Source organism: Paenibacillus silvestris (genome assembly GCF_009882985.1).
In the GTDB taxonomy this organism is placed as follows: Bacteria; Bacillota; Bacilli; order Paenibacillales; family NBRC-103111; genus Paenibacillus_E; species Paenibacillus_E silvestris.
Map to the genome: position 1 here is coordinate 42,382 of NZ_WTUZ01000021.1, position 24,210 is coordinate 66,591.

Here is a 24,210-nt window from a genome sequence, read left to right on the forward strand (position 1 = left end):
AGGATAGGAACTTTTAAGTGCCTATAGTACCTCATAGTACCTATAGAACTTCAAAGTGCGTACTTATCAAATAGTTCTTGTGATCCTATAATAACACTCAGGCAACAAAAGTAAAGTGTTGCGCAGGTCACATACATTCAAATAGGGGGATATTATGAGTCAAACTATCGCACCATCTGCTTCTATACAGAAGAAAGATAAGCTGCATACTGGGAAATGGGCGCTCCTTGCGCTGGCCATCAGCGCTTTCGGTATTGGAACGACAGAATTCGTTCCCGTTGGACTGCTGGCATCTGTCGCAGATGACTTGCACATCGGGATTACGCTCGCTGGACTCCTGATCTCCGGTTACGCCATCGGGGTGGCGCTTGGTGCACCAATCCTGACTGCGCTCACCAATCGGATGAATCGCAAAACATTGTTAATGCTTCTCATGGTCATTTTCATTGTTGGGAATGTCGCTGCGGCGCTTTCCACATCGTTCTCATTTCTGCTGGTCGCTCGTTTTATAACCGCCTTTTCACATGGCGTCTTTTTCTCGATTGGCGCGACAATTGCTGTCCAGCTTGTTCCGCCTGAGAAAAAAGCCAGCGCCATTGCCTTAATGTTCACAGGTTTGACGGTCGCAACCGTTACCGGAGTACCTCTTGGAACGTTTATTGGACAGACGTTAGGCTGGAGAGCAACGTTCTGGGGTGTTGCATTGCTTGGTGTTATTGCGATTATTGCGAGTGCAGCATTAATACCCAAAAATTTAAAACAATCACCACCTGCTAAGTTTTCGGACATGATCCGTCTAGTTACGAATTCCCGATTGATTCTGGGATATGCCATCACGGCGCTTGGATATGGAGGGACATTTGTTGCCTTCACTTATTTAACCCCTATTTTGCAAGATGTAACAGGGCTTAATACACGTGTCATTTCTATTGTTCTACTTGTCTACGGGGTCGCGGTAGCGATCGGTAATTCTGTTGGTGGAAAATGGGCCAATCACAATCCGCTTCGCGCCTTATTCTGGATGTTCATTGTTCACGCGGCTATTCTAATCTTGCTTACCTTCATGCTGCCTTTCAAAGTGGCAGGTTTGATTGGTATCTTCCTGATGGGGCTGCTCGCGTTCATGAATGTGCCAGGTCTACAGTTAAATATCGTGCAGCTTGCCGAAAAATATGTGCCATCCGCTGTAGACGTTGCCTCTGCCTTGAACATCGCAGCCTTCAACATCGGGATCGCTCTAGGCTCTCTGATTGGTGGAGTGGTTGTCGATTCTATCGGACTTAAGCACACGCCATGGATTGGCGGCTTGATGGTCTTGGTTGCCGTGATTCTAACAGGTGTATCAGCCAAGTTGGAGAAAAGAAAAATGCAGGAATGAATCTAATCATTCAGGGAAGAGTATCCATAGAACTCACTTGTAAAGGATGAACTCTGTGGATCAAACAATGACATTATACGAAAAAGTTGGCGGAGCTCCAGCCATCGCTAAAGTGGTGGATTATTTCTATGAGCTCATTTTAGCTGATGATACGGTGAACGAGTTTTTTAAAAACACGGATATGGAGAAACAACGCAAGCATCAAACCAAGTTTATTTCCTTCGCTTTAGGTGGACCCAATCAATATTCGGGACTCTCGATGGCTAGAGCTCATAAAGGAATGAATCTGCAGCCCGTGCATTTCAATGCCGTTGCCAACCATCTCTCGGAGGCTCTTGCGCATTTTGATGTGCCGAAATCAGACATTGATCAAGTGATTACGCATGTTGCTTCGCTTAAAGATGATATTCTCAATAAATAAGCAGGCTTGTGGCAAAAAGAGCAGGGCACTGTCGCAGAAGGAACAATGATAGCATCTGCGAGACAGGCACCGCAAGAATGAAAAAAGAGCTAGGCCACTTGTATGTGTGCCTAGCTCTTTTCTTTGATTGGATGAATGCCAACGAACATGCGATTTTAGAAGCCTACATGCGTGATTGATTGGACAAAATCCAGCGAAGCAATGAATTTTGAAGGTTATATCGCCTTTTTATCCATTGCTGTTGGATTTCATCCAATCAAAAGTAGAATGAATGCGTTTGTACGCTATTCTTGTTGGATTTCATCCAATGAAAATAGAAGGAAGTTATTTTCTAAAGTTCGAATCGAGTTTTCCGTGATCTTACTTGTGAATCCAAATCAATCCGGCAGAATTGTCTCTCGCTTCACCGATTACTCGGAACTTCAAACCGAATTTCGGAACTAAACGGCCCGCATCTGGAATGAGCGTATTCGAATATAACTTGGCATCGGAGAATTCCTCAACGCCTGGCAGAGATTTGTAGTTATATTCGCCTCTCGTCTCATTATTAACGTACCAGGCAGGTGTTTTATCCAGCGAGAAAGCCGCATCCGCGACTTGATAACGGGTTGTTTGAGAGACAGAATCTTGTCCATCTTTCTTGAACACCAGTGCCGCAGCATGAGAATCTACAACGCCAAGGAAGCCTTGGCCTGGATGAATGCCAACCCAGTTATCCAAGTAACTGTCATCGGCATACCAAACGACGAGTCCTGTATTGTATTTGACACCGCGGCTGAACGCTAGAGCCTTATCAGCTCCTTCGTAGTTTCTCCACTCCAGATAGTAGTAGTGCTTCTTGAATTCCATCCCATTCGATTGAACGAATCCGTCCAGTTTAAAAGCAGGAGCTCCTTCAGCGTCATCAGAGAACGCTACTTTCCCATCTACCGTTAATTTGGCGTTATCCATGGCAAAACCGTTCAAAGCCAGCCCGCCGTCAGTCACATAGTCGAAGTTCAGTGTCACTTTTTTACCAATGAACGGTGCTAGGTTGTAGGACTTGTCCACCCAGGTTCCATTCGAGGTTTCGGCGCGCGCGTCACCGTTCGTATCATTGTCGCCGATAACATCCAACGTTACTTCTTGTCCATCGTAAGTGGCCGCAGTCACCGTCATATAGTCGTATTCGAATTCAACCTCATATAAGGATTTGAAATCAAAGGTAGCGGTTTTTGCCTGCGTCAAATCAAATTCTGGTGTGGATAGTGTCGTATGCAAGTTATCGCCTTTTGTACTGTAATAGTAACGGGAGCCAAATGCGGGTTGAATGCCTTGTACGGCCTTATCCGGCAGATTGACTTTGACAATTGCAGGGTTTTTCGACTTCGTTACGCTTTGATCAATGATCGCGGCTCTGCCCAATTGATTAATGTCAGAAGCGTTGACTTCCGCCACGTTGGCCCAATTGCCGCCCATCGTTTTCTGGAAGAAATCTTTATTTTGCGGTGAAAAAGAGGTCGGTGTGGTGCCGGCAATATTTCCATTCCAGCTGCCGCCGCTCATAATGGACCAAGAAGCAATCGGCTCGCCTTGCCCTGTGTATTGGGTGTCGTACTCATCCGGCAGACCCAAGTCATGCCCGAATTCATGAGCAAATACGCCGACTGCCCCATCTTCAGGCTGTATCGTATAATCGTAAGCGGCCATTTTACCGCCCCAATAGTTGACAGGTGTTGATGTGCCCGCAACTGGGTACACGCCGTCCAGCGTCCAACGATGAGACCAAATGGCATTGTCGCCTAAGGCTCCGCCGCCAGCCTCTTGACCCGTGCCCGCGTGGATGATCATCAAATGGTCGACTAGGCCGTCGGGTTCATTTTGATTGCCATCGCCGTCAAGGTCATACAAATCGAATTTATCATAATCGGCTAAGTTAATGCCTTTGGCAACAGCAGCCTGAAGTGCATCTTTCACCAGATCACGAGGACCAAGCGGGGCTAAGTTATCATGTCCGCCAGCGGGATTATCATCTCCGTACTGAACAGCACTGCCAGGAACCGTTAACCAATCGGAAACGTAGCCATCAACTGTATAGCTGCCACCGGATTGCTCTTCATAGTATTGTTTAAAGGTTTGAATTTTCGAACCGTCAAACAATTTAAAATCCTTATCCCCAAACATGAGCTTGCGATAATGCTCAGGACTGAAGTCTTTGGCATACATGAAACCAGGCTCTTGTTTCACGTTGTTATGTTTGAGGTCCGCGAATTCTGTCAAAAGAACAAGAACTTTGTCCTCGCGAACAGGGCCGTTATAGCGATCTTGCCTTGCGGATGGTATGGGGATGCCGTTTCCGTTTCCTATTTTGAGATTATCCATGCCGTGATTCATCTGCGATAATAATTTGACCTTTTGTTTGGCGACAAAGTCTTTTGACTTTTTATCCATTTCATCATGCAGTCTGTTCTTCTGATCTGTTTTTGAGTTTGCTAGTTTCTTATTTTTGACAGATAAATAGCTTTTTACCGCTTTGGAGATTTGTTCAGGTGTTGCGCTTTTGGTTAAAAGCCCACGGTCCATTAGCCCTTTGGCCAGACGCTCATCGTTCACGATCATGGCATCGATCGGTGGTGCGTCCAGAGCCTCTAGCGCTTCTGAGTAGTCGGTTTCTGCTGCGGACACCGTGGATGCAAATAGTCCTACGGTTAAACTTGTTGCGAAAAACACGTGGGTCATTTTAAAAATGGTTTTATTCAATAATCAAACCTCCTACTAGAAAATTTAATTGACCGTTGTACAGTTAAATTAAATAATAGATTCCCAATTCTAGTAAGTGCTGCTAGACCTGCACAATTTGACCTACCACATATTTCCTTATTCGACTTTTCCGGCTGTTTGTAGGGGTGGATTATGTAGAATAAAAGGGAATGAAAGAGGGTAATTTATCCAAAAAGGGGTTATCAGGAGGTTCTCATTATGTCATTCGACCCAAGAAAAGACCCATTTCAACAATTTCTAAAAGTGGATCTGCCCGTTCAAAAAAAATAACAATCATCCCCCGTTAGTTCGGTATAATATAGGCAGTAAGCGATATGAATCTATTAAATGGGGGACTGATATGAACATAGCGAAGAAAGTAACGTGGTTGGAGCTTTTTTACGACTTGCTGTTTGTAGCGGCCGTTTCTAAGGCTACACATGTGCTGCTGCATGCGGACCACGGGACGATTTCACTTGAGTATATCCTCAAATTTATACTCATTTTTATTCCAATCTGGTGGGCATGGGTAGGGCAGACGCTGTTTAACAACCGATATGGGCAGGATGTGTTCACTCACCGAATTTACATGATCCTGCAGCTGTTTTTTGTGCTTATTATGACATTCAGTTTATCTACGGACTTTGATCGGTACTACGTTCCATTTTTCATAGGATACATAGGCTCGAGGTTTTTGACAGCTATTCAGTATTTAGCGATTCACAAAGGTGAAGTATCCCACCGGGCAGCGACAGCACGGTATCTGGGGACGCGGTTTTGGATAGGAATCGTGATTTCAAGTGCATCGTTATTTTTCGACTCCTGGGTGAGGTATTTGATTCTTTACGCGGGAATTGCGGTGGATGTTCTTCTGCCGGTCATCGGTAGACGGATCTTGGTACATACGCCTATTAATACGCATCACTTATTGGAGCGTTTTGCTCTGTTTACCTTGATTCTTTTAGGAGAATTAGTGGTGAGCACGTTGGCAGTTTTACAGAATAGCAACGGCACATGGGATTCGATTATGTTCGCAGCATTAGCTTTTATACTCGTCATTGCCATTTGGTGGCAGTATTTTGAGAATATCGAGAGGAAAGTAGATAAGGCGCTGCAAACTGTGGGGCAAACGATTATTTACGGTCATTTATTCGTTTATTTATCTCTGAGTACCATCGCGGCATCGATTCAGCTGCTATTTCTGAAGGAATTGAACTACCACTTTATTTTGACGATGGTATTTCTCTCCGTTCTGATGTATTTCGTCTCGACGACGGTCATTTTTCATCGGTACAGGCATAAGCATCTTCAGCTAAGACCGATTCATTTGGTTTTATTTTTAGGGATTCTTGGTGGTTTTTTTGTGATAGATTTGTTTGTGGTTGTACCTAACTATGTGATTATTGCTGAAGTGGCGCTGTTTTTTCTGGTTTATGCGAGATTAGCAACCCGTTAGTTGTCCAAGAATGCAAATAGGCAAGTATTCAAGGGAGGTACCGCTCAATGATTTCATTTCCGAAAATAACGCAAGAAAAGCTGCTGCAGCGACTAGCTCATCCAACTAAAAAAGTCCGCATGGTGCTTGATACGGATACCTATAATGAAATCGACGATCAATTCGCTGTCGTATATGCGCTGAAATCCCCTGGGCAGCTGCAGATTGAGGCTTTTTATGCGGCTCCATTTCATAATGAATTGTCAGATGGACCAGCAGATGGCATGGAGAAAAGCTATCAAGAACTGCAGAAAATAGCTGCCCTGCTGCCGGAAATGTCAGAAGTCCCGATTTATCGCGGATCGACGGGATATTTATCTGGAGCGGAATCTCCGCAAGATAGCGATGCGGCGAGAAACTTGGTGGAGCGGGCGATGGCCTCCCCTGAGGATGATCCGCTTTATGTGGTGGCAATCGGCGCCATTACGAATGTTGCTTCGGCGATACTGATGGAGCCGCGCATCATTGAGAAAATCGTCGTCGTCTGGTTGGGCGGGCATGCTCTGTCTTGGCCTGATACTAAGGAATTCAACCTTGCGCAGGATTTGCACGCGTCTCGAACTGTGCTTAATTGCGGCGTGCCGCTCGTATTAATTCCGTGTATGGGCGTCACTTCGCACCTGCTCACAACATTGCCGGAAGTGCGTGAGTTTGTGTTGGACAAAGGTGAAATTGGGAAGTATCTCTATGAAACTTATGAGAAGTGTGCGAAGGACCATTTTGCCTATTCCCGTGTGATTTGGGATATTGCGACGATAGCTTATTTGGTGGAGGAAAGCTGGCTGCCCAATGAGCTCGTGCACAGTCCGATTCTGTCGGAGGATTTCCGCTACAGTTACGATGCTTCGCGGCACTTTATTCGGTATGTTCACTTTGTTCGGCGTGACCGTGTGTTTAGGGATTTCTTCAGCAAGCTGGAAGGCTGAGGTTTAACGCCGATTCCATTTATTCCTTCCGAGGCCGTACAATCGGTACCGCCCCTCGGAACATGTGAGGAGCTAAGCTTATGTACTTAGCGGGGATTGATATCGGCACGACATCCATATGTCTCATCGTGACTAGCGCTGAGGATGGGCGCGTCATACGGACTGTTTCCACGAAGAATGATGCTGCGCTGCCTTCGAAGGAACTTTGGGAACGTGCCCAGAATGCGGACAGGATTGTCAAGCATGTTCAATCGTTAATTGAAGAATGTCAGGATAACTGGGAGGATGTTCGAGTAATTGGGATCTCCTGTCAGATGCACGGCGTGTTGTATGTTAACCAAGAAGGGCGTGCAGTCAGCCCACTTGTGACTTGGCAGGATGGCCGTGGCGAACTGCTTTTGGAATCAGGCCGATCGTATGCCTCTAAGTTAAGTGAACTTACTGGCTATGATTTGCATACCGGATATGGTTTAGTTACCCATTTCTATCTGACGATGCAGGGGAATCTTCCGAACGGTGCAGCGAAGCTGTGTACGATAGGTGATTATGTGGCCATGCGGCTTTGCGATGAGAAGACACCTCGCATCGACAGCTCGAATGCAGCAAGCATAGGTCTTTTCACACTACCCGGCAGGCAGTTTGACAAAGAAAAGCTAATTGCAGCGGGGATGGATGCTGAATTCCTGCCTGAGCTCGCCCATCATCATCCAATAGCTGGAGAAACGGCAGATGGGAAAAAGGTGCTGTGGGCAATCGGTGATAACCAGGCCAGCTTTTTGGGTGCTGTACCTTCTTTCCAAGGAACCTTGCTTGTTAATATCGGTACAGGTTCGCAAGTATCGATCTATTCGCCAGCATATATCGAATGCTCACATCTAGAAACGCGCCCTTTCATGGATGAGGGGTACTTGCTTGTGGGAGCTTCGCTCAGTGGAGGGAAATCGTATGAGCTGCTTGAGCAATTTTTTCGTGAGGTGATTAGCACATTCGGATTGCTAGATGATAGAAGCCTCTACGAAACTATGAATCGATTGGCGGAAGAGGCACTCATAGATTCAGTGCCTCCGCTTAAGGTAGGGACGCAGTTTTACGGCACAAGAGAGCATCCGCATAGGACTGGAAGCATTGAAGGAATTGGGCCCAATAATTTTAATCCCGGGAAGCTAATTGCGGGCTTTCTGCATGGCATCCTGGATGAATTGGATGGGTTCACGAAATCCCTTCCAGCTGAACTTCTGGGTCCGTTAACAAGGCTAGCAGCTTCTGGCAATGGGATACGCAAGAATGGGGCTATGCAGCAGCTAGCCAGAACCAAATGGGGGCTGCCGCTTCAGTTCGCAAGAGTGAAAGAGGAAGCTGCATTTGGCGCTGCTGTTCATGCCGCAGTTGGAAGCGGAATTTATAGCGATTATGCAAAGGCACTTCATAAGATGCAAAAGAGCGATTAGGATGAGAAGTAACCACGAAAGAGGAGAAGGGAGCATGAGAATGCTACGGACTCCTCTTTCTTTTTTTAAACCGCGTGATGATAAACATGAGGGGAATGAACACGGCAGTGAAATAGATGCCTGTCATGCCATAGAAATAATTCACTGACTGTAACCGGTCATGATCTGTGACAATAAGCTGCGCGACAATGAACAACACAAGGATGATGATCAAGGAAATACGTGGATTCGCGTGGATGGCAAGCTTCAAACTGCGTGTAGATGACCACACGCTTATCGAGATATTGGCTAACATTTTAACAAACCAGATGGAGATTACAAGATATTCCACTCTTTGCATCAATGGAAATTCGACAATCGAAATCATGTTCAGTGTCGGCCAAATGATGTGAATAATCTGCCCCTGACTGTAATACATGAACGCAACAAGGCACACCTGCATGTACATGCAGATTGCGGTGGCAATGGCAAACTGCGCCCATTTCTGTGATTTCGACTGCTGCTCGATGAATGGATACACGACCAAGAGCACTTCGAATCCTAGAAAGTGAGGAAACATGGTTTCGGTAGACTTGAGGATTTGCACAGTCGAATGATTGAGGAGAGGCAGCAAGTTTTGTGGATGCAAATAGGAAATAACCATTATTGTCAGCGGTGCAATAAAAAGAAAAATACTGCATGTTGCCCAGAAGCTTACACCAGTAACCGTTCGAAAACCACCAGATACGGTGTAATAAATAAGTACAAGCGCAACCAACGTAATTGGCATCATTTGCATGTAGGGAAATATCCAAATCTGAACGACTTCAATATAGGTTCTAAATGTACAGAAAGCGCCAAAACTAAAATATAACGCTATGACGAGGTTAAGGCCTGTCCCAATAATTTTACCGAAATAGCGGCGGTTAAGAGATATAATCGTTGTATCCGTCTGATTAAGGCTCGATAGAATCTTATACATCATCCAGATGATGAGATGCACGGCAGCAGCCGCAATTAATATGGAAAGCCAAGCATCGTACCCAGCATCTTTGACAAGATCACGCTGAAAATACATCATACCAACATCTATCACACTGGAATAAATAATGAAAAAAAGTAGGTAAGGAGAAACCGAGAATTTTTTATGTGCTTCCTGATTCATTGCTGTAAATCCCCCCCCCCTGTTACTCATACCGCTCTTATAATTCTCCAACACCGCTTTGCTCGACAGATAATTGAACGGTTACATGCGTACGCAGCTGCGGGTAAGTTTCGTAAAAATCCTTTTCATTCCAGCTCCTTGTTCGGCTTCTGACGAAATCGCCGAGCCCGATTGGATCTACCTTCTTGGACTGGCAGAGCGCAATGAAGTCCTGGACTTCTTTTTCTAAATACTTGCCGAGTTGTTTTTCAAAATCATCCATCTCTTCCTTCGTATTGAACTTCAGCCAGCTCGGAATATCTTTCACCATCACCCTGACTTTTAGCGCAATGTCAACGACCGGCTCCGGGGCAGATGTGTTGTAATGATAGTGTACCTTAGAAGCAATGCTCTTCATTAGCACGTAATCGTGAATCGTAGAATTGTCTTTATCGCCTTTCATGGGCATCAGCAAGTTTCCGTTTCGAGAAGAATCTGTCAATAATTTAAGCAGGAAGGCTTCTCTAATACTCACCATCGTAACGAATTTATCATGTTTAAATAACGCTAAACCATCAATCTTCACTGATCCGCTTTCGACCGTGAAATAGGGCAGGAAAATATCACGGCCCTCGCCATAATAATTAAATAAGATATGCTTGAAATTCAATCTAGGCAGGTTGCCTGATTGGATATTTTGCTCAACCATACGCATGAGATAGAGCGATTCCTGGGCTTTATTAGCGACAGCCATCAGTTTAGAAGCCTCCATGCCCGTTACGCCCATCTGAATCCTGCTGGCTATCTTCGGATCTCGGCAGAAACCGCTAATTACCGGCCCGATTCCCATCTCTGCATACGCTTTTGAGAAAATCACCATGCCCATTTGTCCGTATTGAATGGTTTTGCTTGTTTTGGTGTTTAAGCGTGGAATCATATCAAAACTGGAGTCAGAGCTAGTTAGCAGCAGCTGTGAGCTGACTTTTCCCTTTTCCGTATAGTTGGACGTGATGACCGAACAAAGGGAGCGATCGCCAACTTTATCATAACCCGCCGTTTGCACAAGCTGTATTTTATTGATGATCTGCTGGTTGCTGCTGCACCCAACGACAAGTACACATGAGAACAGAGCCATAACAGCTTTATAGACCATGCAGGCTCACTTTCCTTTCCAGTACATTCATTCCTGCTCCCAATCGCTTTTCTTTTTCCGCGGTTTAGGCATGTATCGGAGTATCGTCTCCGGTTTCAAGTAGGACAGTCTTTTATTTGTATATTGATAGGAAGATCGAATGAAGCTGTCTCTAAGATCCATAGGCCGCAAAGGGTAGAGGGGTACCGTGTAAGGGCTCCCGAGCGATGTCAATCTAGTTATATGAATAAGGATAAAGCAGATGCCGAAAATCAATCCGATTCCTCCCCAGAATGAGGACATTATGATGACTGGAAATCGTAGAAAGCGGATCGTATTTGACATTTTGTAAATAGGTGTTGCAAAGGAGGCCAGCGCAGATAATGACACGATGATGATCAAAATATTGCTCGCCAAGGCAGCTTCAACGGCAGCTTGTCCGACAATAATACCACCGACAATACCAAGTGTTTGTCCAATCTTGGTGGGCAGCCTAGCTCCAGCTTCGCGGAGAAATTCAATGGTGATTTCCAAAAAAAGCACCTCTAATACCGGAGAAAACGGCACATTCTGTCTGGAGAAAATAAGCGGCTGCAGCAAATCCTGCGGAATGACTTCGTAATGAAACGTTGTAATCGCCGTATACAAGGCAGACGCAAAAAGTGAAAAAACAACACCGAAGATGCGTATGATTCTAAAAAAAGAGCCTAAGATCCAAGGCAAGTAATAATCTTCCGGCGAAATGAAGAAATCATACAGCGTAGAAGGGCCTGTAATAAAATAGGGAGACCCATCGCTCATTACGGCAACTTGCCCAGAAATTAATGAGTAGATGACACGGTCTCTTCGTTCGGTTGATATAAATAATGGGAATGGCGAGAGTGTATTGTCAGAGATGATTTGATCTAGCTGTGAAGTATCAAAGACGACTTCAAAATCGATATCGCTTATTCGCTGCTCGATAATTGCCACATTATCCTTGCTCGCAATGCCGTCGATATAGACGATAGCAACTCTGGAACTGGATAAGCTGCCGACCGTCAACGTCTTTACGATCAGATTAGGGATCGTGAACTGGCTGCGAAGCAGGTGCAGGTTGATGTCGAGGTCTTCGACAAAGCCAACCTTGGGTCCCACCACACTGAATTCATTATCCGTATCATTGCTTTTGCGCAGCCCTGCTTTACTGATTAATGGAATTAACGCACATAAAGCATCTTTGGCATCTTTTTGGATAATCGCATATCCCTGAAAAAGCCTAGTCTGGATTTCCGCTATTTGGTCGATAATTTGAATGCCTTCAATGGTTATTAGCTGTTTTAAATCATTCAGATGTTCAATTTCTGTTCCTGCCGCGTTGCTTTCAATCGCACGCAGCAGCTGCTCTTGCAGAAGATGTTCATCAATCAGCGTCTTATAGTAATGAATGGTTAGCGGAGGTTTAGTGAATGCAATCGTGCTGCTGGTAAAGTCGCTGGACCTTTTCGCGAGTTGGAGCAATTGTTCAATGTCTTCGGCCTTCGTATTCAGCATTGCGCATGTCATCCATTCTTCCTTTTTGTTGGTATTTTTTGTTATTTGCTGATTTTTATGCATCTGCTCCCCTAATTGTTTAGGGAATGAATGTTAACTAGTTTATTTAGTCAATTATTACAATTGATAGCCCTATTAGCCTGTGCTATACTCTAGGCAACTTTTGGTAGTTTCAAAAGGATCAATGGGATAAAGGGGAGGAAACATTCACATGTCAGCATGGATTGGTCAAGGGGACGTCGTTTTATTTCAAGGAGACAGCATCACAGATGCAGGACGAGTTCGTGATAACGGCAATGATTTGGGTAGAGGTTATGCCCTGATGGCAGCGGCTCAATTCTCGGCCAAATATCCGGAGAAACAGGTGCAATTCCTCAATCGGGGAATATCGGGCAATCGTGTGGTGGATTTGCAGCAGCGCTGGGATCAAGACTGCTTGAATTTGAAGCCGAATTTAGTATCTATCTATATTGGAATTAACGATACGTGGAGACGTTATGATCGTAATGATCCGACCTCGACGGAGAGTTACGAAGCGGGCTACCGTGATTTGCTGACGCAAACAGCAGAGACAGGCGCAAAGCTTGTGCTTATTGAACCTTTTGTGCTGCCTGTACCCGAAGATCGCAAACAGTGGAGAGAAGACCTTGATCCCAAAATCACGGTGGTCCGTGAATTAGCCAGAGAGTTCGATGCACGTCTAGTGTGTTTGGATGGTTTATTTGCTCAAGCTTCTACGAGAGCTGAAAGCGCATTCTGGGCGCCGGACGGCGTACACCCATCTCCTGCCGGGCATGCTCTTATTGCCAAAGCTTGGCTGCAAGCCGTAGGTGCTGTGGAGTAAACAGCTTCTTAGTCATTCAGCCATAATCCGTACTGCTGACGATATTGCAGCGGAGTGAGACCGGATTTGGCCTTGAACATCCGGGTGAAATAGTTGGCATTGTCTACGCCAAGCTCATAAGAGATTTGAGAGATCGGCTTCACGCTTGTAGCGAGGAGCCTTTTTGCTTGCTCTATTTTTAAACTATGTACAAAATGGAGCGGTGCTTGGCCGGTCTGTTTGATAAACAATTTGCGCAGGTGTGAATCACTTAGCTGCACAAGCTCTGCAAGTTCTCTAATTTCAGGCATGCGGCTCGGATGGGAGAGCAAATAATGGATGATCGTATGAATGCGGTTATCCATGTGTGTATAGGGAGAAATCGGCTGATCCGCCATCTCGCGATTCATCAATTCATAGAGAATGCGCAGGAGAGAGGACTGCATGAGGAGGGAAATCACCGGGGAATTGTCCCCGATATGGGTTAGCATATCATGAATCGGGGACTGCACACTGTGCTGCGCCTGATCGAATACAACAGGCAAATTAAGCACATGCCCCCAGCTTCGATTGCTCAGTAGAGAGATTTCAGCATCGAAATTAATACTAGTCAGCGCAAGCCTACTAGAAATCGCATGATAGCTAATATCGGTATGAGCAGGCAGGATGCAGATCTGACCTTCCTTACAGGTATACCGGATTTGATCGACTTCCAGCAGGAAGCTGCCATGCTGCACGATCCACAGAACGGAATGATGCAGCGTGCGGTGACTGGCTTGCCATTTGTAGTCCAGTTCGTACTGTTTAATATGCAAGAAACGAATATCGAGAGAGTCAATAATCAATTGATAAGAGTTCAAAGTACCAGCCACCTCGCTTTGCATTCCGCTTGTCTTTTTAGCCCATTGTAGCATGAGAGAGTCCCTGAAAAAAGAACTTCCGGTCAGCTATTCCTGACGACCTCGTTTATTTCTGCGGTATGGTACCCCGAATGGCTTCATTCCGATTAGGTTTGTCTTCCCCATGTACCAGATAGGTGCGAATACGCGATGTGTCACCGCCCCATTCCTCCATAAGGAACTTCACTTCAGGTGTTGTGTAGCGAACAGAGAAAGCTACGCGAGGTATGTTTGAGCTATTTTTTTCAGAGCCATGGAACGTTGCTTCATTAAAAAAGGCTATTTGACCAGGAGACATTTCGAGGTCAACTGCTTTAGACTCGTCAATGGCTTCAGCTGGCAAGCCTTCTGAGAAGGCACTTTGATCCGTTCCTGTAGAGACATGCGCAACATGAGCTCTGTGAGTTCCCGGAATGACCCGCAAACAGCCATTCTCACGGATGGACCAGCCAAGACTTACCCATGCGGTTGCATTAATCGCAGGTTCCATGGGCCAATAGTTGATGTCCTGATGCCAGGGAATAAATTTATCATTATTAGGTTCCTTGTACCAGAAATGCATCGCCCACAGAACCAGGTCTTCACCGAGTATTTGCTTCATTGCTGTAATAATGCTAGGGTGGGTGGCCAGTTCATAAGCCCAATGATGGTTTTGATGCCATGCGGATAGATTCATTTTGGTTGGACCGGGTTCGTACTTGGACTGGCTTATGACATCAAAAAAACGACTATAGTACATATCGGCTTCTTGCAGAGATAATCCTTGCAGGGGACCACTGTAACCTTCGTCGCGAAATTGGTCGATGGAGAAGGGGCTTCCTTTAGTAATCATTTGCAAAACCTCCAGTAAAGTTAGTTTGGAATTCCTTATAACCTTATTGTAAGATGACGACGAAAAAAACATAAGTGACGAAAACGATTATGAATAGCACAAAACGATTATTTGTAAGGCGCCTGGTGAATGTCGCTAATCGCCAAAATGGGAGGAATACAGCCATGTTTGGCGAATAGTATATTTTGTAATTTCAAGCAATAGATATAGACGTTGTGATGGGTAAAGGGGTCAACGAATGAAACAATTACTAGATGCAAGCTTACTCCTACACATGCTTGATGATATTGAAGATTCGATTTACATCATGAGAGTGGATGGCGCCGAATTGAAGTACTACTACGTGAACCGGTCTGCGACACAATTTAGTGGGAGAACCATGGAAGACGTAGGGCTGACATTTTTTGATACGAATGCAAGTCATATGGCCAACTATTTACATAAGAAATACATGAGAGTGGTTAAAGAGCGGCGTACGGTTAAATATGAAGATGGTTTTGTGCTGCCTAATGGCATGTTAAGCGGGGAAAGCATTCTGACCCCTATTTTTGATGAAAACGATAACCTGACCTATATATTCACCGTAACGCGTGACATTACTGAACGTAAAATTCATGAAAATTTACTCTATGATTATGCGTATCATGACGAGCTTAGCAAGCTGTACAACCGGAGATACTTGTTCGAGCATGTGATGCATCCTGCAACCTTGTACTTGCTTGATTTAGATGATTTCAAAAATATCAATGATATGTTCGGGCATGATGTAGGAGATACCGTTCTCGTAGAGGTCGCGAATCGTCTCATTCAACAGTTTGGCAGTCCTTATATACTGGTACGTCTGGGTGGAGATGAGTTTATCGTTGTAGCCAGTCAAGAATTGGAGCTGGCAGAACAGACCGCAGAACAGATAGCAGAACAGACCGCGGATAAAATTATTCAGCTCTTTCAGAAACCTTTCAACGTTAACGATCGGCAAATGAAGTTAAGTGTGAGCATTGGGGTATCTCGGCAAGTGGCAGATGAGACTATTCAAACCCTGCTTAAGCAAGCGGATATTGCCTTATATAAGGCTAAGGGTGCTGGGAGAAAAAGATTCCACATTTACGAAGCCGCTTACAAATACGATCATGTTGAAAATTTTATTCACGAGCTTGCGCTTTCACACGCGATTGAAAAAGAGGAGCTGTATGTGCAGTATCAGCTGATCTATCATCCGGCGAAGCAAGTGGTGATCGGGGCGGAGGCGCTATTGCGATGGAATTGCAGCGCCAGGGGGATCGTCCAACCCAATAACTTTATACCTGTTGCTGAGGAAACAGGGTTAATTGTTGATATTGGGTACTGGGTAATTCGGCAAGCCTGCAAGGATTGGCATCTTCTACAAAAGGAATATGGTGACGAGTTTAAATTATCAGTCAACATTTCCAGGGTTCAGTTGAACGAAGAAGATTTCGTTGATCAAATTATGCAAATCGTTCGGGAAGAGGAGGTTGCTCCTCCTTCCATAGAGCTTGAAATTACGGAAAGCACGACCGTACATTCGATGCAGGATGTTCAGCAAACACTGCATAGGCTGCGTGCTCATGGTTTTACCATCGCGTTGGATGATTTTGGAACCGGTTATTCCTCGCTGAGCATGTTAACCTTGCTGCCAATTGATAAATTGAAAATTGACAGATCCTTCGTTGCGGATGGCAATGCTCCGTTAATCGCTGCGATGCTGGCTATGGCCAGCGCACTGCAGTTGCAAGTTATCGCCGAAGGCATTGAAACGTATGAGCAGTACATGATGCTGAAGGAAATGGGATGTTGGGGCGTTCAAGGCTATTATATCAATAGGCCGATGAATCGAGATTTACTTCCGAAGCAGACGGAGATAGGACGAGCAGCTGGCATTACTACGCGAGAATGAGTGGTGCTCTCACGCATGGCTATGGGGAACTACAGTCCGCTATTCCGCTGTAAAAGCACGATTTCCTAGTGCGAGAGGAACTGTGGTCCGTTATAGTGCCAGTTTCACCCGAAATACGTGTCATGGATGCAGAATAGCGCCCTGTAGTTCCGTTCAGTAAACCTTAGCGATATTCTCGCTAGGGTTTTTGACATTTGTTATTGGCAGATGAGGGTGGAAGGTGGCTGTGCGGGACCGATTGCTCCATAACTTTTCTCATTACGTGAAGTTAACTTAGTTACCTCGAAGTAACTCATTTTCTAACACCTGGCAATCAGTTATACTCGTGAAGGTAGGGCATGTTCTGATTACAAAGGAGGCTTTTCAAGTGGGTACTAACGAGAAAATAGGCGGCGGGGGCTTTCACCATCTTGCGTTAAGAGCGAATGATTTTGAAGCTACAGTGAAATTTTATACCGAAGGCTTAGGGTTTACCGTAAAGACAAGCTGGGGTGAAGGCGACAAAAGAATCATCTTGCTGGACGCCGGAGACGGTAACTATATGGAGGTTTTTGCTGGAGGAAAAGGTGAAGAGAAGCCTGAAGGTTCTTACTTCCACGTTGCTTTCCGCAGCAATGATGTAGACAAAGCGGTTGCTGCAGCGGTTGCCGCTGGCGCGGTTGTGACTATAGACCCCAAGGACGCTGTCTTAGGCAGCAATCCATCTACGCCGGTTAGAATTGCTTTTGTTAAAGGCTTGAATGGTGAAATCCTTGAGTTTTTCCAAAGCACGGGAGAAAACCCGTTGTAACATCGCAGTGCTCTCCTTTTCAGACCAACTGAATTGGGGGGCTTTTTTTGCAATAAAGAGGGGGTATGATACAATTTTGATGAAAGACGAGCGTGTTGGAGGGAAACGATGAAAGCATTAATATTTGAACAATTTGGCGGACCAGAAGTGCTTCGATATGCAGAAATCCCTGATCCTAGCTTGGCATTAGGGCATATCATTGTGAGAACCAAGGCGATTGGACTCAATTTCGCAGATGTGTATCGTAGACGCGGAAACTATCATTTGGCTGGAAAACCACCTTATATACTAGGTTATGAGGGGGCTGGAGTCGTTGAGCAAGTTTCACCGGAGGTTGCACATATTCAAGTTGGCGACCGTATCGCCTTCTGCGACGTCCCTTATGCGAACAGTGAGCTGGTCGTCGTGCCTGTTGAACGGGCTATACCGGTGCCATCCGATATTACCTTCGAACAAGCCGCTGGCATCCTTCTTCAAGGCATGACGGCGCATTACTTAATCAATGACAGCTATTTGGTGAAGGCAGGCGATGATATCGTCGTTCATGCCGCAGCGGGAGGCGTTGGCCAACTATTGATTCAACTCGCCAAGAGTAAAGGGGCAAGAGTCATCGGTTTGACCTCGTCGGCCACCAAACAGGCCGCCGCTCTGCAAGCTGGGGCGGATGTCGTTTTCGGTTACGACACGGAGTGGGCGCAAGAAGTGATTCGTTTCACGGAGGAGAATGAGGGGGCTAGCGTTGTTTACGATTCCGTTGGCTCCACGTTGATGGAAAGCTTTGCGGCTGTGAGAACGAAGGGGACGGTCGTTTTCTATGGCATGGCAGGTGGAGATCCGCCGCATGTAGATCCAAGAATGCTCATGGATTCTTCCAAGACACTAACTGGCGGCGATTTGTGGAACCATGTGACCTCATTGGCTAATCGAATTGAGCGCGCGGAGGCTTTGTACCAAGCCTTGCGCGATGGCGTCATTCTGATGGGCGGCGTGACGAGCTTTCCTTTGAGAGATGGGGCTGAGGCGCATCGATTAATTGAGAGTAGACAGAGCACAGGGAAAATTTTGCTCATCCCATAAATTATAGGGCCATTGCACCCGCGAAGTGAATGTTCATCTTCGCGGGTGCGATGGCCCTATTCATTCAGTACCTCGAAATAGAAGAACTGTGGTTTCTCGTCTTTTCAATTTGTTAACTACCCTTCAGCATTCCCTCGGCGCACCTCAAGGCCCTGCTCCGAATACTTCGCAATTAACGTATCGTCGGCCTCAGCATCCGTGATCAATAGATCAATCTCCTTCAGCGAAGCAAACGAAATCAGCGCAGTCTGATCAAATTTCGTATGATCGGTGAGAAGAATCTTCTTCTTCGAAGCTTTGATCATTCGCTTCTTCAGCTCTGCTTCATCCCGGTGAAATACAGAGATGCCACGTTCCAAGTCGATGCCCGTGCATCCAAGGAAAGCAATATCCACATTAAGCTCATCCACCATCTGAATGGCGCTAGGCCCAATGATCGTATAAGTGCCTTTGCGGCGATATCCGCCTAATATGCATAGCTCAATATGAGGACTTTCCGCTAAAGTAGCGGCTATTTTCGTGTCATTCGTAATGACGGTTAAGCTGCGGTATTGGATGAGCTTCGCAAGCTCCAGCGTCGTAGAGCCTCCATCGAGCAATATGATCTGGCCGTCCTCAATCCATTGATAGGCCTCCGCGGCGATCTGTTCTTTCTCTGCTTGCTGGCGGACTCTTCGTTTGTGAATCGGCAGCATCGAATTCGAGCTTTCGACGAGAACCGCTCCTCCATGTACTCTTTTCAAAATACCGGAAGCTTCTAATTTCTCTAGATCCTCGCGAATGGTTTTTTCCGTCACCTGATAGGCTTTGCTCAGCTCAGAAACCTTGATTGATCCTGCCTGATTAAGCAGTTCGATGATTTTGGAATGTCTAACCTCGGATAACATCGTTCTCCCGCCTTCTATCATTTTTCAAAAAATTAGTGATGTGCATTTGTGTTTGTTCTCGTTTGTTTGATTGGTTATTAGAGTATAACAAAATTGGCAGCAATAATATACCCAAACGCATACAAAGAAAGCCCATAGGCAATCACCCCTTGGATTTGTTTCCTGCTGTTTGGCCGGATGAACTCGAAAACAGTGTCGATGTGAGCTGAGAAATGGACCTGGCGCTGCTTTCGATTGGCGCTGGGTCTTTTATTATTTTGAACAAATAGTCCATGCACTTGCTCATTCTATACATTCAACCTAGGTGAAAACCATGGTATTCTAGGTTTATAAGACAACCAAGGGAGGCAAGAAATTGCTATGAGTATGAACAAGTTGAATATTGGTGTAATTGGAGCAGGTTCGATTTCCGAGTTGCATTTCGATTCCTACGTGAAACAGGCTAACGCTAATTTATATGCAGTATGCGATCTTAATCGCCAAAGAGCTGAGGAAAAAGCAGCAAAGTATAACGTTGAGAATATCTATACGGACTATCATGAATTGCTCGCTAATCCAGACATAGATGCTGTTAGTATTTGTACATGGAATAATACACATGCTGAGATCAGCATTGCAGCCTTGCGCGCTGGCAAACACGTTCTCGTAGAGAAACCGCTTTGCAAAACGGTGGAGGAAGCGCTTCGTATTCAAGACGCTGTCCGTGAAACGGGCAAAACGCTGCAAGTAGGTTTTGTCCGCAGATATGATGCCAATGCTCAACTGGTCAAATCCTTCATTGACAACGATAATTTGGGTGAAATTTATTACGCAAAAGCGTCCTGTCTGCGCCGTTTAGGCAACCCTGGTGGTTGGTTCGCGGATACGGAGCGTTCTGGCGGAGGACCTTTGATTGATATTGGCGTGCATGTCATTGACCTATGCTGGTATATGATGGGCAGACCGAAGCCGGTTTCTGTCAGCGGGAATACGTATAATAAGCTTGGAAACCGCGCGAATGTTCGCAATCTTTCCTTTTATAAAGCGGCTGATTATGATGTGGCTCACAATACGGTTGAAGATATGGCAAATGCCTTAATTCGCTTTGAGAATGGAGCATCTCTGCTGGTTGATGTCAGCTTTACGCTGCATGCCAAAAAGGATGAGATCGCTGTTAAGCTTTATGGGGACAAGGGTGGCGTGGAAATTGAGCCTGAGCTTGTTTTTGTAACAGAGATGAACGATACGATTCTGAATATGTCCCCGCAAACGGATGCGAAATCGATTAATGTACCGCAAGCTTTTCAAAATGAAATTAATCATTTCATCGAGAGCTGCCAAACGGGCCGTACACCGATAAGCCCTGTTGAAGACGGCGTTAACATGATGAAGATGCTGTGCGGTATTTATGAATCGGCTGCGAAAGGCCAAGAAATCAAATTATAGACCGGTAGAAACTAGCATGGAGGTACTCACATGAAATTAGGCGTCAGTACGTATAGTTTATTTCAAGCGCTGAAGTCCGGCGAAATGGATATTATGGCGGTCATTGACTGGATTGCAGATCAAGGTGGTGAGCATGTTGAAATCGTGCCGCTTGGTTATGATTTGCCCGGTAACTTCGAGCTAGCGGATCGCATTCGTGAGAAAGCGGAATCACGCGGCATCGAAATCTCCAATTACGCGATTGGCGCTAATTTTCTAACGGATTCCGAAGAAGCTTACCAGAAGGAAATTGAGCGGGTAAAAGGTGAAGTTGATCTTGCGGCAAGACTCGGCGTCAAAAAGATGCGGCACGACGTCGCGCAAAGCACGGACCGTTCCATTGCAAATTTCAATAAACAGTTGGAACGAATGGCGGAAGCCTGCCGTCAAATTGCTGACTATGCCTTGACTTATGGCATTACGACAAGCGTTGAAAACCATGGTTATTTTGTTCAGCACAGTGACCGGGTTCAAGCTTTAATTCAAGCTGTAGACCGTCCGAATTTCCGGACGACACTGGATGTAGGTAATTTCATGTGCGCTGACGAGAACTCCGTAGCTGCTGTGAAAAACAACATTTCATATGCTTCAATGGTCCATATCAAGGATTTTTATCTGCGTCCGTCTCACCAAAATCCAGGTCAAGGCTGGTTCCAAACCTTGCAAGGTAATTACTTGCGCGGCGCTATTGTGGGACACGGTGATATTGACATGAGAGAAGTGCTCCGCGTTATCAAAGACTCTGGTTATGACGGTTACATTTCCTTGGAGTTTGAAGGCATGGAAGAGTGCAAAACGGGGACGCTGATCGGGTTGCAAAACATCAAAAGATTATGGGAAGATATGAAATAAGAAGTCATTCATAGCTATGCGAAAGGTGTTGACAATTCGAATGAATCCAATTGGTATTATGGTGGACAGTCTCCGACTTGGCGTGCGGGACGGTTTGAAGAAGGCGAAGGAGCTCGGTGCAGACGGCGTGCAGATTTATGCGGTCTCCGGCGAGATGGATCCGGCGAATCTATCACCCGGAGCACGCAAGGAGCTGAAAGACTATATTGCGTCACTGGGTCTTGAAATCTCAGCCTTGTGCGGGGATTTGGGCGGTCACGGTTTCCAGGATGCGACTGTGAATGCGGAGAAAATCGAGAAGTCGAAGCGGATTCTAGACCTTGCTGTTGAGCTTGGCACTAAGGTAGTTACAACGCATATCGGTGTTGTGCCTGAGCAAACGAACGATCCGATCTATGAAACGATGCATCAGGCGTGTGAGGAATTAGGGGTATACGCCAAAAGCTTAGACGCTTATTTTGCCATCGAAACGGGGCCAGAGCCAGCTGCGCATTTGAAAAGCTTCCTGGATTCCTTGTCTACCAACGGAGTTTCGGTTAACTTCGACCCTGCCAATATGGTCATGGTCACAGGTGATGATCCTGTTCAAGGCATTATCACGCTGAAGGATTATATCGTCCATACGCATGTAAAAGACGGCATTCGCCTTCGTCAGGTAGATCCGCGCGAAGTGTACGGCTCCCTAGGATACAAGCCCATGAGTCATGAGCAAATTGCGGAGTCTGCGACGTCTGGAGCGAATTACCGCGAGCTTGCGCTGGGTGAAGGGCATGTTGATTTTCCGCGATACTTCCAAACGCTGCGTGACATTGGTTACAAAGGTTACTTGACGATCGAACGCGAAGTTGGGGAGCAGCCGGAGAAGGATATCGCAAGCGCGATTGCATTTATACGCAAATATCAATCATAAAAGATGGGACTGAGGATATGATTTTATCCTCGGTCTTTTTTATTTTTGTTTGGGGGGACGATCTGGGGCTAACCGCGGGAGCCAGCCGCACAAGTTAGCGGTGGAAAACAACGTTACGGCGTTGGGAGCAGCGGAGCGGAGCCCCGTTGGATAAAATCCAATAAAACGCCAATTGCACACCTAATTTACCTATTTCATTGGATGAATTCCAATGGAACCGTAATATTTGGCGCTTAAGCACTACGATTCACTGATCTTATTGGATTTCATCCAATGAGATCGCTAATCGAACCATTAAATTACAGTGTTCATTGGATTTCGTCCAATGGACAGCTCTGAAAGCGCCGCCCGCAGCCCTATCGACAATTAGAAGGGATTCGGTGACCTCTGGACTTTTCCCCACTTTTTAAAGACAGGAGCCCACGCGCTTATACGTTCATAGATGGTAAAGTGATTCTATAAACGACAAATCATATGGGCTTGTGTCTATAAAAGGAGCTGAATTTTTTGACAAACGCAAAGACGGCACAAAAGATATGGCAGCAAATGATACGAGATCACAGCGGGAATTGGGGCATGGACATTGGGCACTGGGACTGGGTGCCAGGAGTTGGTTTGATCGCCATGCTTGACTATTATGAAGCTGCGGGTAATCCCGAAGTGCTGTTTTATCTGCAAGGTTGGGTCGAACAAAATAAAGAAAAGGCGAAAGGGACGAAGGTTATTAATTCCATTGCCCCGTTCGCCATTTTTCCTGCCCTGAGCCGGCTTCAGGATGACGTATGGTACAGGGATGAAGCGATTCGGATCGCTGAGTGGATGATTAACGAAGCACCTCGTACGCGAGAGAGGGCCTTTGAGCACACGGTGACGGAAAATGCGGTATTCTCCGAGCAGGTGTGGGCAGATACGATTTTTATGGCCGTATTGTTCTTGGCCCGGACTGCTTCGCTTGTTAGGAGCACGAAATATGCTGAGGAAGCGCTGGAACAGGTGCTTATTCATCTCAACGTGCTTCAAGACAAGAGCAGTGGTGTGCTGTTTCATGGGTGGAATTGCGACTCCGCCGACCACATGTCAGCTGCACGTTGGACACGAGCGAACGCGTGGGTTGCGGCAGGTATTCCGCTGATCGTGAAGGAACTCGCCCCCCTCGTTCCTATTCCTGATGAACTCACAATGAGGTATGAGCACTTAATTACCGGTCTTATTGGTTACCAACAAAAAGATGGTTTGTGGAGCACGGTGATGGATCAACCGGAGTTTTACCGAGAGGTTTCCGGCAGTGCAGGAATCGGCTATGGCATTCGGAAGGCGATGGACCTCGGTCTCATCGCGCGTGATGACCGAAATCAGGCAGCTGCTGATCAAGCGTTGGCTGCGGTATTGTCCTTCATTTCGGAGGATGGCGTAGTATCTGGCGTTTCTGGAGGCACGCCGGTGATGAGAAGCATTGCAGCTTATCAAGAGATCCCTCAGTATCCGACATTGTACGGGCAAGGACTTGTGCTCATGCTGCTGGCAGAAACCTGCCGGGATTTAGGAGAGTAAAGCAACTCGCAATTT

General features: G+C 46.0%; 20 protein-coding genes. 13 read left to right on the top strand and 7 right to left on the bottom strand.

Going from position 1 to position 24,210, the window contains the following annotated elements; translation table 11 throughout:
- Window positions 1–154 precede the first annotated feature (154 nt).
- The gene (locus GQF01_RS18765; RefSeq protein WP_161408281.1) at window positions 155–1,378 is read left to right on the top strand and encodes an MFS transporter; all 1,224 of its coding nucleotides are present in this window, start codon (window positions 155–157) and stop codon (window positions 1,376–1,378) included.
- Between the two features lie 67 nt (window positions 1,379–1,445).
- Entirely contained in the window at window positions 1,446–1,799 is a 354-nt protein-coding gene (locus tag GQF01_RS18770; RefSeq protein WP_202556534.1) for a group I truncated hemoglobin, read from the top strand.
- Between the two features lie 360 nt (window positions 1,800–2,159).
- Here GQF01_RS18770 and GQF01_RS18775 read toward each other — a convergent pair whose 3' ends face one another.
- Window positions 2,160–4,538 (bottom strand): immune inhibitor A domain-containing protein, encoded by a 2,379-nt coding sequence (locus GQF01_RS18775; RefSeq protein WP_407945414.1) that lies wholly within the window; start codon window positions 4,536–4,538, stop codon window positions 2,160–2,162.
- A gap of 361 nt (window positions 4,539–4,899) precedes the next feature.
- On the opposite strand from GQF01_RS18775, the gene GQF01_RS18780 reads away from it, so the two are divergent.
- The 3 genes from GQF01_RS18780 (at window position 4,900) to GQF01_RS18790 (ending at window position 8,407) form a co-directional block, all read left to right on the top strand.
- Window positions 4,900–5,994, top strand: coding sequence for a low temperature requirement protein A (locus tag GQF01_RS18780; protein WP_161408283.1), 1,095 nt, complete (start codon window positions 4,900–4,902; stop codon window positions 5,992–5,994).
- A 47-nt stretch (window positions 5,995–6,041) separates the two neighbouring features.
- A complete protein-coding gene (locus GQF01_RS18785; RefSeq protein WP_161408284.1) occupies window positions 6,042–6,959 on the top strand; it encodes a nucleoside hydrolase in 918 nt (305 codons plus the stop codon).
- An 80-nt stretch (window positions 6,960–7,039) separates the two neighbouring features.
- Complete coding sequence (locus GQF01_RS18790; protein WP_161408285.1) at window positions 7,040–8,407, top strand: sedoheptulokinase; 1,368 nt, start codon at window positions 7,040–7,042, stop codon at window positions 8,405–8,407.
- Between the two features lie 43 nt (window positions 8,408–8,450).
- On the opposite strand, the gene GQF01_RS18795 is transcribed toward GQF01_RS18790, so the two are convergent.
- Genes GQF01_RS18795 through GQF01_RS18805 form a run of 3 tightly spaced genes read right to left on the bottom strand, consistent with a single transcriptional unit; the run spans window position 8,451 to window position 12,195 of the window.
- Window positions 8,451–9,551, bottom strand: coding sequence for a GerAB/ArcD/ProY family transporter (locus tag GQF01_RS18795; RefSeq protein WP_161408286.1), 1,101 nt, complete (start codon window positions 9,549–9,551; stop codon window positions 8,451–8,453).
- A gap of 37 nt (window positions 9,552–9,588) precedes the next feature.
- Window positions 9,589–10,683: a Ger(x)C family spore germination protein gene (locus GQF01_RS18800; protein WP_161408287.1), complete on the bottom strand. Its 1,095-nt coding sequence runs from the start codon at window positions 10,681–10,683 to the stop codon at window positions 9,589–9,591.
- Between the two features lie 27 nt (window positions 10,684–10,710).
- Entirely contained in the window at window positions 10,711–12,195 is a 1,485-nt protein-coding gene (locus GQF01_RS18805) for a spore germination protein (protein ID WP_235960022.1), read from the bottom strand.
- A gap of 211 nt (window positions 12,196–12,406) precedes the next feature.
- Between GQF01_RS18805 and GQF01_RS18810 the strand changes: the two genes are divergently transcribed.
- Entirely contained in the window at window positions 12,407–13,039 is a 633-nt protein-coding gene (locus tag GQF01_RS18810) for an SGNH/GDSL hydrolase family protein (protein ID WP_161408288.1), read from the top strand.
- An 8-nt stretch (window positions 13,040–13,047) separates the two neighbouring features.
- On the opposite strand, the gene GQF01_RS18815 is transcribed toward GQF01_RS18810, so the two are convergent.
- Window positions 13,048–13,878 (bottom strand): helix-turn-helix domain-containing protein, encoded by an 831-nt coding sequence (locus GQF01_RS18815; RefSeq protein WP_161408289.1) that lies wholly within the window; start codon window positions 13,876–13,878, stop codon window positions 13,048–13,050.
- A gap of 106 nt (window positions 13,879–13,984) precedes the next feature.
- Complete coding sequence (locus GQF01_RS18820) at window positions 13,985–14,749, bottom strand: phytanoyl-CoA dioxygenase family protein (RefSeq protein WP_161408290.1); 765 nt, start codon at window positions 14,747–14,749, stop codon at window positions 13,985–13,987.
- Window positions 14,750–14,987: 238 nt separating this feature from the next.
- On the opposite strand from GQF01_RS18820, the gene GQF01_RS18825 reads away from it, so the two are divergent.
- From GQF01_RS18825 to GQF01_RS18835, 3 genes are all read left to right on the top strand, one after another.
- Window positions 14,988–16,664 carry a putative bifunctional diguanylate cyclase/phosphodiesterase gene (locus GQF01_RS18825; RefSeq protein ID WP_161408291.1) on the top strand — a complete coding sequence of 559 codons (1,677 nt, stop codon included), beginning with the start codon at window positions 14,988–14,990 and terminating at the stop codon, window positions 16,662–16,664.
- 367 nt (window positions 16,665–17,031) lie between these two features.
- Window positions 17,032–17,454: a VOC family protein gene (locus GQF01_RS18830; protein ID WP_161408292.1), complete on the top strand. Its 423-nt coding sequence runs from the start codon at window positions 17,032–17,034 to the stop codon at window positions 17,452–17,454.
- A 108-nt stretch (window positions 17,455–17,562) separates the two neighbouring features.
- Window positions 17,563–18,531, top strand: a complete 969-nt coding sequence (locus GQF01_RS18835) for a quinone oxidoreductase family protein (protein WP_161408293.1) — start codon at window positions 17,563–17,565, stop codon at window positions 18,529–18,531.
- A gap of 116 nt (window positions 18,532–18,647) precedes the next feature.
- Here the strand turns inward: GQF01_RS18835 and GQF01_RS18840 are convergent, their stop codons facing one another.
- A complete protein-coding gene (locus GQF01_RS18840) occupies window positions 18,648–19,418 on the bottom strand; it encodes a DeoR/GlpR family DNA-binding transcription regulator (protein WP_161408294.1) in 771 nt (256 codons plus the stop codon).
- 366 nt (window positions 19,419–19,784) lie between these two features.
- On the opposite strand from GQF01_RS18840, the gene GQF01_RS18845 reads away from it, so the two are divergent.
- From GQF01_RS18845 to GQF01_RS18860, 4 genes are all read left to right on the top strand, one after another.
- Window positions 19,785–20,843, top strand: a complete 1,059-nt coding sequence (locus tag GQF01_RS18845) for a Gfo/Idh/MocA family protein (RefSeq protein WP_161408540.1) — start codon at window positions 19,785–19,787, stop codon at window positions 20,841–20,843.
- 30 nt (window positions 20,844–20,873) lie between these two features.
- Complete coding sequence (locus GQF01_RS18850) at window positions 20,874–21,734, top strand: sugar phosphate isomerase/epimerase family protein (protein ID WP_161408295.1); 861 nt, start codon at window positions 20,874–20,876, stop codon at window positions 21,732–21,734.
- Window positions 21,735–21,762: 28 nt separating this feature from the next.
- The gene (locus tag GQF01_RS18855; RefSeq protein WP_161408541.1) at window positions 21,763–22,644 is read left to right on the top strand and encodes a sugar phosphate isomerase/epimerase family protein; all 882 of its coding nucleotides are present in this window, start codon (window positions 21,763–21,765) and stop codon (window positions 22,642–22,644) included.
- A 507-nt stretch (window positions 22,645–23,151) separates the two neighbouring features.
- The gene (locus tag GQF01_RS18860) at window positions 23,152–24,195 is read left to right on the top strand and encodes a glycoside hydrolase family 88 protein (protein ID WP_235960024.1); all 1,044 of its coding nucleotides are present in this window, start codon (window positions 23,152–23,154) and stop codon (window positions 24,193–24,195) included.
- Window positions 24,196–24,210 lie beyond the last annotated feature (15 nt).